6 protein-coding genes are annotated in these 13132 nt (G+C 50.8%); 4 read left to right on the top strand and 2 right to left on the bottom strand.

What is annotated here, in order from left to right:
* Positions 1–397 precede the first annotated feature (397 nt).
* Positions 398–1657, top strand: a complete 1260-nt coding sequence (rodA, locus tag QUB66_RS15935) for a rod shape-determining protein RodA (protein WP_265239808.1) — start codon at positions 398–400, stop codon at positions 1655–1657.
* A 278-nt stretch (positions 1658–1935) separates the two neighbouring features.
* On the opposite strand, the gene QUB66_RS15930 is transcribed toward rodA, so the two are convergent.
* A complete protein-coding gene (locus tag QUB66_RS15930) occupies positions 1936–3291 on the bottom strand; it encodes a proton extrusion protein PcxA (RefSeq protein ID WP_332966193.1) in 1356 nt (451 codons plus the stop codon).
* A gap of 52 nt (positions 3292–3343) precedes the next feature.
* Between QUB66_RS15930 and QUB66_RS15925 the strand changes: the two genes are divergently transcribed.
* The 3 genes from QUB66_RS15925 to QUB66_RS15915 all read left to right on the top strand — a co-directional run bounded on the left by QUB66_RS15925 (position 3344) and on the right by QUB66_RS15915 (position 12195).
* Positions 3344–5557, top strand: a complete 2214-nt coding sequence (locus tag QUB66_RS15925; protein ID WP_265239810.1) for a recombinase family protein — start codon at positions 3344–3346, stop codon at positions 5555–5557.
* A 340-nt stretch (positions 5558–5897) separates the two neighbouring features.
* Entirely contained in the window at positions 5898–9167 is a 3270-nt protein-coding gene (locus tag QUB66_RS15920; protein WP_332966195.1) for an Ig-like domain-containing protein, read from the top strand.
* 34 nt (positions 9168–9201) lie between these two features.
* Positions 9202–12195, top strand: a complete 2994-nt coding sequence (locus QUB66_RS15915; RefSeq protein WP_332966197.1) for a calcium-binding protein — start codon at positions 9202–9204, stop codon at positions 12193–12195.
* Positions 12196–12400: 205 nt separating this feature from the next.
* Here the strand turns inward: QUB66_RS15915 and QUB66_RS15910 are convergent, their stop codons facing one another.
* A complete protein-coding gene (locus QUB66_RS15910) occupies positions 12401–13105 on the bottom strand; it encodes a rhomboid family intramembrane serine protease (RefSeq protein ID WP_265239814.1) in 705 nt (234 codons plus the stop codon).
* Between the last annotated feature and the right edge of the window lie 27 nt (positions 13106–13132).

Here is a 13132-nt window from a genome sequence, read left to right as displayed (position 1 = left end):
CTAACCAGCCCTAGCTACCTATCGACAATTTAACAGCGACGCACCCAATCACAATGGTTTGATAAACAAACACAACTATTATTTAGCAATCTTTTGTCAAAATGGTATAAATTGCGGACAGGAAGCGGCTTTTCGCCCCCAATACACCAGATGTCAACCCTAAATCAGACTGAAAAACCCGGTTTCTTGGTGCAGGAGTGCGTAAGCTAATGATACCTGCACGCACTGCGATCCCGTGGCAGACGGCCCGGAACCTCCGTACCAATGGCAGAATAAAATGACATACTGACACCAACTCTTCCACAGTAAGGTGCAGGCTCAGAATCCGAAATATATCCACAACTTCCGAAAATCGGCTCGATAATCTAAAATCTAAAATCTAAAATCTAAAATCCTCATGTTCCAAAGAATACAAGTCAAAAACCGCTGGACATCTATCTTCAAACCCTGGGAAGAAGCAGACCCTTGGCTGTTTGCCGCTTGCATCGGCCTCACCATCTTCGGCGGAATCATGATTCGCAGCGTCGAAATCAACCAAGGGCTGATCGACTGGTGGCGGCACTGGGTAACTGGCGGAGTCGGTTTGTTATTCGCCATCATCATTTCCCGCTGTCGCTACGAAATACTGCTCCAGTGGAAATGGCCGATTTACATATTAATTAATTTGTCGCTGATTGCAGTGCGGTTTATCGGTACTACAGGGCTCGGCGCCCAGCGATGGATCAATATTGGTGGCTTCTATCTGCAACCATCAGAATTTGCCAAAGTAGGGATGATTATCACCTTAGCAGCTCTCCTCCACGACAAGACTGTCCCCACGGTGCGGGATATGTTGAGGATGCTGGCGATTATGGCCGTACCCTGGGGATTGATCTTTGCCGAACCAAATTTAGGTACTTCGCTAGTGTTTGGCGCGATCACAATGGGGATGTTTTACTGGGGTAATGTCAATCCCGGCTGGCTGATATTGCTGTTCTCTCCTCTAATCTCGGTTCTCCTAAACAACTTGTCTACACCGATTTGGATCGCTTGGGTAGTTGTTGCGGGGATTATCGCTTGGCGAAGCCTACCTTGGCCCTGGTTGGGGACTTTCGCTGCTGTGCTGGTGAATGTGGTGTCGGGACACGTCGGACACCTTTTTTGGGGCGTGTTGAAGGATTATCAAAAAATGCGCCTGACGGGCTTTTTAAACCCTGAGAAAGACCCTTTAGGCAGCGGATATCACTTGATTCAATCTCGGATTGCGATCGGGGCCGGAGAACTCCACGGCCGGGGATTGAATCACGGAACCCAAACTCAGCTTAACTTTATTCCCGAACAGCATACGGACTTTATCTTTTCAGCGATCGGCGAAGAATTGGGCTTTATTGGCTGCATTTCGGTGCTGGTGGTGTTTTGGATAATTTGTTTCCGCTTGGTGATGATCGCACAAACCGCAAACGACAATTTTGGTTCATTGCTGGCGATCGGCGTACTGTCAATGTTAATTTTTCAAGTATTCGTCAATATTGGGATGAACATCGGCTTAGCCCCAGTGACAGGAATTCCGCTACCTTTCCTGAGTTACGGAAATGCGTCGCTGCTGAGTAACTTTCTCGCACTGGGACTGGTGGAGTCAGTAGCCAACCAGCGACAGCGCAAGAAGCGTTGGAATTAGCTAATTGGCAATTCGAGCCATATCTAATTCTGTCAAATAACCCTAATAGGTTTGTAGTGAGGACTTTCGTCCTCATATTTTTTTATTTTCGTCGTCACTACAAACTTAATAACCGTTATTTGACAGAATTAGATCTAACAACCGCCACATCGGTCAGGACATAAATAACTTCATGAATAGAGCCGATATCCGTCAAGCATCAATGGTTTGATTCCCGTTATGCAACCCTTCGACTGGCTCAGGACAAGCTGTCAACTGTCAACTGCTATATGAGCAGATTACTCGTTCATATTCTTGTAAGTTGCAACCGCAGAAGGCGAACTCCGGTTTAAATAGCGAAATATCCAATACTTAAATACTGTATCCAAGATAACTGGAAACGTCGCGATGAACAGAAATATAAACTGCCTATTTTCTGGTAGTCCCAAATGCCTCGATAAACCTTCGAGAATTATTTCCCAACCGTGCGGTGAGTGGAATCCGACAAACACATCGGTAAACAAAATAATTATGAAAGCCTTAGCACTGTCGCTAAGTCCGTAAACCACGTCGTCCATAAAAGACTTTAAAATCTCAATCTCTCTCTTGTTGGTGATGATAATGGCGGCAAAAGCCATTAAGGAAATCAAATCGGCAAAGATATTTTTAATAGCCCCACCACTTTCAGTCCGATATTCCTCCGCAAGCTCAATTGCTTTCTCAGCAATCTTCTTTTCCGTTTCTTCTGGAGAAAGTGAGGGTGCCATGCCAATCAACGTTTTAAATTTGAGGTGTTGCTCAAATTGCTCTAGTTTTTCTAATGCTTCTTCTTCCAGATCGATATTTATGAATAATGGAGCATTTTGCTTGACTCTGAAATGGTCAACTACGGGGCCGACTACAAAGTTTTTGGTGATTTGATTTGTTAACAGCGGAACTAAAATCAAAAGTAAAATAAATCTCAGAGAAATGACTGTTTTTACTTTGGAATTTCGGAAGTTTTTAACTACGTCTTTTTCTGCTTCCGGGTCTAATTCTTTAGTAATTCGATTCAAAGTTCCCAAAAGCGATCGGGGTAATAAATTTACCTCTTCAAAGCTAGTGTCAACCTCGCCAGTAGTTTGATCAGAATTAGCTGAACCCTTATTTGTGCGAGGTTGAGAACTGCTTGTAGATTTAACCTGCATATTTACCGAACTGACAACCGGAACGATCGCAGTCGATCTACTATTATTAATATATTTGTCGATGATTCCATCAATAAACTCTAGCTTCTCCAATACCAGGGACGATTGATCTTTAATGTCTAAACCTAATCTGTGCGGGTGATAATCCGCGCTGTGTCCCGCCTGCGGTTTGGCTCCCACGCGATCGGGCAATTCCAAAAAAGAACGGCTAGCATTAAACTCAACCATCCTAGTTTCGATGACCTTGAGGTATTTTTGCAGTTCGGATTTAAAGTAAGACAGGGTGCTTTGTCCGTAATCGCCCGATCGCTCGGAGATGCCTTGGCCACCAAAATGCTCATCTTCGATCGCCTTAATTGCTAGCGCAGCATCATAAGCCTGTTCTAGAGCCCTTTCAGGCGTTTCTCGATACCATTGGTTGGCGCTGTACAGATATTTTACAAACCTGTTCCACAAAGAAGTATTCATAGCTAAAGCTCGTTAGTTGGCAGCAGACATTAGTGATTAAAGTATTCACGGTATGGTAACAAATTTACATGAATTGGGAACACCGGCAGAAAATTCAATTTGGATTGTCGGAGCCGCCCGCAGTGGCAAAACCGCTCGCTTAGTCGAGCAGTTCTGCCTGTGGAGCAAAACCGTCAAGCCTTTGCCCGCAACAGTTTCAGACCAATGGCGTTCCGGGCGGCGGCGGGCGGGACAAACAGCCCCAGCAATTTTAGTCTTAGCAGCTAACGGGGACAACCGACTGGAATTGGCCGATCGCATCGCCGTAGCCACCCAAGGAAAATATGCCTTTCACTCCACAACACCCTTCGGCTTTTTTGAGCAGGAAGTATTGCTATTTTGGCCGCTGCTAGTTCAGTCACTGAATTTGAGGGCTCAATTTCCGCTGCGTCTCCAACCTGAAACAGAATTGGAACTTGCCGCCAGACTCTGGCGTCGCGAATTAGACGAAGGGATTTTGCAACAAACAGGGGTAAGTCCAAACCGAATGGTGCGTCGAACTCTAGACTTATTACAACTTGCTGCTGTCAGCGGTACGCCGAGAGAAGAGATTAAGAGCATTCTCGAACAGGGATTTGCAGGGGATGGTGGCTCGAATAGCCTATGGACTAGCATGGGAGATTTGCTCGAAAGGTGGCGGGAATGGTGCTTGATGCGCGGGCTGCTGACTTACGGAATTATTTGCGAACTCTACTGGCGGGATTTGTTGCCAAATGCCACTTACCAGCAGCAATTAGCCTCTCGATATCAAGCTGTGATCGCAGATGATGTTGACGATTATCCGGCTATCAGTCGCCATTTGTTCGATCGAATGCTCGATTCTGGTGCAGTGGGGGCTTTTTCCTACAATCGGGATGGAGGAGTGCGTTTAGGTTTGGGCGCTGACACGGAATACCTCGCCCAACTGGAAAGCCGCTGTTTGGTGGTGGAAACTTTGAACGCAAAAGCCGGTTTAGCCTCAGAGATTGGAGATTTGGCGGTAAATTTGGCAGTGAATTCTGATGGTTTTTATCCTTTAGGCTTGAGTTTGCCCGGATCAGTTCGATCGCTCGAAACAACTTCCCGCGCTCAATTACTACGAGAAACCGCCGAAATTATTGTGGATGCGGTGAAGTCAAAAGCCGTGGAAGCGCAGGAAATCGCCGTAGTTGCCCCTGGGATGGATGCGATCGCCCGTTACACTTTAACCGAAATTCTGGCGCGAGATGGTATCGCCGCCGAATCGCTCAACGATCAGCGTCCCCTATCGACTACGCCAGAGATTCGAGCTTTGCTGACTCTGCTAGCGTTAGTTTATCCTGGACTAGGCCGTTTAGTCGATCGAGACGCAGTAGCCGAAATGCTAGTAATTTTAGGCAGCCAGAAACACCGGGAATTGCCTGATACGGAAGATTCCAACCCCACGTTTAATTTAAAATCCCAAATCCCAAATCTCAAATCGATCGACCCGGTGAGAGCAGGTTTAATTGCGGATCACTGTTTTTGTCCAGATCTCGATCGACCTCAATTGCTGGCAATTACAGCCTTTCCTCGGTGGGACAGACTGGGACATCGAGCCGCTGGGGCCTACGAGCAAATTGTCGAGTGGATTGAACAACAGCGATCGCAACAACAGGAGCGGCTGTTGCCTAGTCCAATTGCCCTACTCGATCGAGCGATCCAGAAATTTCTGGTCAACGACAGATACCTGCCGTTCGATCGGCTAGCAGCCCTGCGAGAGTTAATGGAAACCGCCGCCCACTACTGGGAAATACACGGGCGAATGCAGCGTTTAGAACCAACAAACGGGGGCGACTCAGAAACGATCGCCCGGTTCATCCAGTTGTTGCGCCAAGGAACCGTCACGGCCAACCCGTTTCCAGTCCGTTCAGAAGGCCCAGAAGCCCAAGCCGTCACCCTCGCCAACATTTTCCAGTACCGCAGCAGCCGCCGCGCCCACAAATGGCACTTTTGGCTGGATGCCGGCTCGCCGCTGTGGCTGAGTGGCGGTGCGGCGACATTGTTTGGTGCTCCCTTATTTGTGCGATCGCAACTGGGGCGTCCCTGGGAAACCGAAGACGAAACCGTCGCCGACCAACAGCGACTGCGGCGAATTCTGGTAGATTTGTTAAGTCGCTGTTCCATGCTTTACCTTTGTCACAGCGAACTAGCCGTCAACGGACAAGAGCAAACAGGGCCACTTCTGCCTCTAATTAACAGCTCTGTTTCTTGTCAGCAGTCAGGCTAAGGAATTTGGCAGGAGGCAAGAAAATTATGAATGCAAAGATTTTCATTTTTTCAACCCTTGGATAGCTCATTGAGGCTGACTTCAATTCAGACTTTTAGGTTCCAGCCAAATCCGGCGATATTATAGTTTACCCAAAACCCACATCAAAACTTGCAAACATTACTATTTTTAGCACAAAAAATTCCTGAGTTCAAAAAAATCTATAGCCCTGGCAATTTTGATTTATTATGCTAGAAATGAGCGAGATTATTAATCAATAATAAGTCAGATTTGAGGCAAAAAACTGAGATTAATCAGTTCTTAAAGTTAATCGGAACCGTCGTTTAAAGGAGCCAAAATAATGCCCAGTGCAGTACCACGTATCATAATTGAGCCAACTCCAACTCCAGAACCAGCACCAACGCCAACTCCAGAGCCAACGCCGACACCGACACCGACACCGACACCGGCACCGACACCGGCACCGACTCCCCCTCCCTCTGGGGACGACACATTTGGCGGCATAGACGACACCTTGGGCGGAGGCGGTACCACACCCTCAATGATCGGAGGCGTGATCCGGGGCACAGAAGCCAACGACTCCTTAGGAGGCAGTCCCGGCCCCGACGTGATTTCCGGGCTGCAAGGCAACGATACCGTGCTAGGCAACTCCGGCGACGATTTAGTATTTGGCAACGAGGATGACGACGTGCTGTTCGGCGGGCCCGGCAACGACGTACTCGACGGCGGTTCAGGACTCGATACCATGTACGGAGGTAAAGGCAACGACTCCCTCGATGGGGGAAATAACCCCGACCTCCTGTATGGCAATGACGGCAACGACACGGTAATCGGAGGCGAAGGCAAAGACACGGCCTACGGCGGCAAAGGCGGGGACAGCTTGCGCGGCGGGTCGGGCGACGATAGCTTTTTGGGCGACAAAGGCGACGACATCGTGTGGGGCGACCAAGGTAACGACTCGCTCTTCGGTGGCGACGGCGAAGACTTGCTATTTGGCAACGAAGGAGGCGACTGGCTCTACGGAGATGCCGGCGCGGACACAATTTTTGCTGGCGACGGTGACGACATTGTGTTTGGAGGTGCTGGAGATGACATCATCGACGGCGGTGCTGGCAACGACGTGCTGTGGGGCGACGAAGGCAAAGACATTGTGGCCGGAGGCGAAGGCAGAGATGTCTTTGTCATCGGTGGCTTCAGTTCCCCCAGCGGCAGCAGCAACGGCACTAACCCGGCATTTGTGACCACAGGCGGCCCGGATATCGCCGATGCTGACATTTTTACAGACTTTCGCCAAGGCGAAGATTCGATCGGACTCAGCGGCGACCTCAAGTTTGAAGATTTGGTAATCTTCCAAAGCACCGACAACAAAGCCGGCAGCACAATTATTCGCAACGGAGTCAGCGGCGACTTTTTAGCAGTATTGCCCGGAGTTGACAGCAGAACCCTGGGACGCAACTCCTTTGTAATTGCCCCCACAGTTCCTGGCAGCGCTACCCCGCTGCCCCTGCCCACGCCGAGTCCGAGCCCGACGCCGACTCCGACTCCCACACCGACACCGACACTAAGTCCGACTCCCACACCGACTCCTACAGACACTCCGACTCCCACAGACACTCCAACACCGAGTCCGAAGCCGATGTTCCCGACGCCGACGGCAAGTCCGACTCCGACAGGAAGTCCGACTCCGACAGGAAGTCCGACGCCTAGTCCGAGTCCGATTCCAATCGCCACTCCCAATCAGCTTCCAATAGCAGTTAACGACAACTTCACCACGGTTTCGGGTCAAGAACTAAGTCTCAACGTTCTGTTCAACGACACCGATGGGGACAAGAACCCTCTGACTGTCACGACTTTTACTCCAGTAGCCAAGGGGAGCTTGACTCCATTGGGCGGTGGCTTATTCAAATACACCCCGAATCCAGGCTTTTCGGGTGCTGACAGCTTCAGCTACTCCATCTCAGACGGCAACGGCGGCACTGCTCAAGGCCTAGTAACTATCAACGTCAGCAACCCGCCCCAGCTAGTAATTAACGAGGGTGTGGTGGTTGCCAAAGCTGCTCCTACCCAGACAATAACCGCTGCCGATTTGTTGGTGACAGATCCTGACAACTCGCCTTTGGAAATTGTTTACACGATTACCAAAGCTCCCGATGCTACTAGAGGTTTTGTGCAAAGGGGCGCCACTTTTCTCACTGTCGGCGACAAATTTACCCAAGACGATATCAACAACAATATTGTCAAATACAACTTGCTGGCTGCTGGTGGCAGCGATAGTTTTACGTTTACAGCCTCCGATGGGTCTTCCAAGATCGGGCCGGCATCCTTCAGTATTACGGTGGTAGATAATATTGTCGATCGCACCGCACTCCCGGCAAGCACCTTTGCAGGCAGCAACCTCAGCGACTACATCATTGGCGGGGCCGGCAACGATACCATCTCAGGCGGTGCGGGGGACGACATCCTCGACGGCAGGGGTGGCGACGACTTCCTATTCGGTGAAGCCGGTAACGACTCGCTGCTGGGTTCGATCGGCAACGACAACCTCGACGGCGGACTGGGCAACGACACGATCGACGGCGAAGACGGCATAGATTTGCTAATCGGCGGACTGGGCAACGATTTGATGTTCGGCGGCAATGACAATGACATCATCTTGGGCGGTGACAACAACGACACCATTGACGGCGGTGCAGGCAATGACTCGATCTTGGGAGAAGCGGGCGACGACTCGATACTTGGAGGTATTGGCAGCGATACCTTATTGGGTGGAATTGGCGACGACTCGATCGAGGGCGGTGCAGGCGACGACATCCTCGACGGCAGCATCGGCAGAGACTTGCTCGACGGCGGTATCAATAACGATTTCATCTCCGGCGGCGACAGCGAAGACACGATTTTAGGGGGAGAAGGCAGCGACACAGCACTCGGAGGTACCGGCAACGACTACATATTAGGTGAGGGTGGCAGCGACTCTCTGTTCGGCGAAGCGGGAGACGATACTGTAGACGGCGGCGCCGGCAGCGACTGTCTCAGCGGCGCCTTCGGCAACGACTTGGTATTGGGTGGCGATGACAATGACTCGCTTTCCGGCGGTGCGGGCAATGACATTTTGGGCGGCGGGAACGGTTCTGACTTGCTGACAGGCGATGCTGGTAATGATTTCTTCTACTACGAAACTCCGAGTGAAGGTGTGGATATCATTGCTGACTTTAACGCCAATGGTACCGGCACCGACAGATTCTTGTTCAGGTCATCAAATTTTGGAGGTTTAACCAACTCGGGAACTACTAACGATTTCACCAGTTTTATCGTCAGGAATATCGGCAGCGGTGGCGACAACATCAGCAAGCAAGAAGTGATTTTGTTTGAATCTAAATTTGACAACGCTCAAGCAGTCAATGCAGTGTTGAAGAATCAAAACGGTTCGAGCAAAACAGGAGCTTTCTTCGTGTATCTGAACAATACTTTTAACCAGTATGTTCTCGGCTTTGACCCGAATGTGGCAGACGACAGTCTCCCAGCTTTCGATTTGGCAGTGTTGAATTCTATTCCTACAGTGCCGGGAGCTCTGAGCACCGTCATTACTGCCTCTGACTTTAAGTTTATCTAGTCGTTTTTGAGTAGCGTCGCAAGGAGTCCGAAAAATGCCCAGTGCAGTACCAAGAATTATTATACCGGAGACCACTCCTACGCCGTCGCCGGGGACTTCTCCGACGATGACGGGGACTTCTCCGACGATGACGGGGACTTCTCCGACGATGACGGGGACTTCTCCGACAATGACGGGGACTTCTCCGACGATGACGGGGACTTCTCCGACAATGACGGGGACTTCTCCAACGATGACGGGGACTTCTCCGACGATGACGGGGACGGGCCCAGGGATTACGATCGTACCCGTGGTTAGACCAGTTCCGACTGTACCCACGCCTCCCCCACAGCCGCTGTTTGTCGATGGCGTAGTTGTCGCCAATGACGGGAATAACTATTTAATCGGCAGCTTGTTCAATGACACTATTTCCGGGCGCGACGGGGACGACACGATTCTGGGTCGGGACGGGGACGATATCATCAGGGGCGAAGACGGTAACGATTATCTCAATGGTGGCGCTGATAAAGATATTGTCGAGGGTGGCCGTGGCAATGACACGGCGCGCGGCGGCAAAGGCGATGATTTAGTTTCTGGCGAACTGGGGGACGATATAGCTTTTGGCGATCAGGGCAACGATGTTGTTTTGGGTGCTGAAGGCAACGATACGCTGTACGGCGGTAAAGGGAATGACTGTCTGCGTGGAGGTGGCGAGGACGACCTGATTTTTGGCGACAAGGGCAATGATACTGTTTCTGGCGACACGGGTAATGACTGCCTGATCGGCGCTGCGGGCAATGATATTCTTTTGGGCGGCGACGGCGGGGATGTCATCAGCGGCGGTGTTGGTAACGATACTGGTGACGGTGGCGAGGGTGATGACCTGCTATTTGGGGGAGATGACAATGATTCTCTGTCTGGAGATGCTGGGGATGATATTCTTTCGGGCGATCGCGGGTCTGATACTCTGACAGGAGGCGATGGTTCGGATATCTTTGTTCTCGGTAGGGTTGGTACGTCGGTTTCTAGTAACGGGTTTCTGACTACTGGCGGCCGCGAGATCGGTGATGCTGATTTAATCAGAGATTTTAAGGCAGGAGATGCGATCGGTTTAGCTGGAGGTCTGAACTTTACACAGTTAAACATCTTTCAGGGTCAAGGCTCGAATTCTAGCAACACGATTATTCAGGACAAGCAAACTGGCGAATTTTTGGCGGTTTTGGTTGATGTGCGATCGAACTCGCTCGATGAATCGAGGTTCACTACGGCTCAAATACCGCGCGTAGAAGACAATCCCTTCACAATTCAGGGGACAAGTCCTTCTCCAACAACGGGAACAACGGCTTCTCCGACACCAACGGGGACAAGTGCTTCTCCGACACCGACGGGGACAAGTGCTTCTCCGACACCGACGGGGACAAGTGCTTCTCCGACACCCGCAACGGGGACAAAACCTGTTACCACACCGGTACCGACGGGGACAACTGCTTCTCCAACTCCTAGTCCGACTCCGGCGACGACTCCGACTCCGGCGACGACTCCGACTCCGGGGACAAGTCCGAGTCCGGCGACGACTCCAACTCCGGCGACGACTCCAACTCCGGCGACGACTCCGACTCCGGGGACAAGTCCGAGTCCGACTCCATCACCATCACCGGGGACAACTCCGAGTCCAACTCCGTCGCCGGGGACATTGCCGACACTGATTACGAGTCCGACTCCGACTACGGGGACATTGCCGAGTCCCAGTCCTTCTATCGTCCCGACTCCAACGGCGACAACTCCAACTCCTCCACCTTTCGGCGGGGGGCCAGTGCCACCGAGTTTTACCACTCCGACTCCTAACGAACTCCCGATCCTAGAAACTGGCAAGACGCTGACTGCTTTGCAGAATTCGCCTCTGTCTCTCAGCATTTCGCAGCCCACAGATCCAGAGGGCCAGCCCCTATCGATCGGAGTCATCGGAATTCCCAATCCGACTTTTGGTCAAGTAGTTGTCGGTACAACTCCGATCGCCCTGAACCAAAAATTGACAGTTCTGGAATTGCTAGGTTTGAAGTTCCAACCTAAAACAGATGTAATCGGGCAAGCCGGTTCGTTCAGCTACAGCGTAGCGGACGACCAAGGTGGCACGGCGGCAGCCTCAGTGGCGATTAACATCAACTCTTTCGATGCGTCCTCAACCCTTCCGACGACGCTGCCGCCGGTACTTGGCGATGACGGCATCGTATTTACGAGTACGAATAATTTGCTGCCCACTTTCATCGATGTGCTCGCCAACGACTCCAGCCCACAAAAAGGGCCGCTCAGCATTATCAATGTCGGTACGCCGAAACTGGGCATAGCTGTGAATCTGGGCACTCAGGTGCAGTTCATCCCCGGCAACGTAGCGGGTACAACTACTTTCACCTACAGCGTCAGCGACGGATTCGGGACACTTCCGGGCGTAGGTACGATCGCCGTTTCCATCTTGCCGGCTGATAGCGGGCCTAACAGTTTGGTTGGTGGCTCTTTGCCAGATAATTTGAACGGTTTTGCAGGGGCAGATACTGTTGATGGCCAAGGTGGCAACGATACGATCAACGGCGGTTTGGATAACGACGTGCTCGTAGGTGGCTTCGGTGCAGATACCATGACGGGTGGCGGAGGCAGCAATCAATTCCGCTATACCAGCCCTGCTGAGGGTGGGCCGGTGTTTGATGCGGCTTCTTCGGCGGCGATCGATGCTGCGATCGCCGCTGGCGGATACGATGTGATTACTGATTTTACTGGTCTCGGTGTGCCGATCGCCGATCAGTTTAATTTTGCCCCCGGATTCCCGAATCTGAGTAGTGGCACCCAAGTTCTACTGAATGTGCAGACAACTGTTTCTGCAAATATTCTGGGAGGAAGTGCCTTCTTGTTTGCCTACGATTCCGGTGGCAATACATACATCATTTATGATGGCAATGGCAATAACCTCGCCGGCAACGATTCTCGCATTTTGGCGAAGTTAAATGGTGTAACTGGGGTGACATCTCTTTCGGGATTTGACTTCACGTTTATCTAGGAATAGATAGGAAACCACAGAAAAACGCAGAAGACGGGGCGGTTGAAACCGCACCTAGACAAACAAAACCCGCTTGTATAGCGGGTTGAAGACCATAACAGTTGAAATTACGTTATTTTCTTCAGTCCGCGGAGGCGGACTTTGTTTGTGTAGACGCGGTTTCAACCGTACGTCCTCGTTTGTATAGACGCGGTTTCAACTATATCTAAATTTGATTATCCTCAGAAAAAAGCCCCAATAAAGGGCCGAGAATAGCACCGAAAACAAAGCCACCGGCGTGGGCCCAGTAAGCAACTCCCCCGGATTCCATGCCGACACTTGCCGGCGCATTTAACGAAGCCAGGCCGCTCAATGCTTGCTGTGCAAACCAAAATGCTAGAAAGAAGAAAGCGGGGATTCTGACGGTAGTAATAAAGATTCCCAAGGGCAGCAATGTCAAAACTTTGGCTTGGGGATATCTGAGAATGTATGCTCCCATCACGCCTGCGATCGCGCCGCTAGCACCCAAGGAAGGAATAGCCGATGCTGAGGAAAAATACCACTGAGTTAGTGATGCTAAAACGCCGCAGGTAAGGTAAAATATTATAAATTTAACGTGCCCTAAACGGTCTTCTACGTTGTTGCCAAAAATCCACAAAAATAACATATTTCCGGCAATGTGCAGAAAGCCTGCGTGCAGGAATTGCGAGCTAATTAGCGTCGTCCATTCGGGAAATGGCGAAACTGGCAGAGATACCCGGCACATATTGCTTAACTGGCAAGGAACTACCGCCCATGAGTAGAAAAATTGCGTTAATTGGCGATCGGCTAAAGTGAGTTCGTACAAAAATACTAATACGTTGGCAGCAATCAGCCCGAAGGTAACGTAGGGAGTGATACTGGTGGGATTTTCATCGCGTAAGGGAACCACGGCTTTTTTTTCCTCAACATCAAAATA

Source organism: Microcoleus sp. A2-C3, from assembly GCF_036706065.1.
In the GTDB taxonomy this organism is placed as follows: Bacteria; Cyanobacteriota; Cyanobacteriia; order Cyanobacteriales; family Microcoleaceae; genus Microcoleus.
Note: the sequence above shows the minus strand (reverse complement) of the source record. Positions and strands in the feature narration are given on the sequence as shown.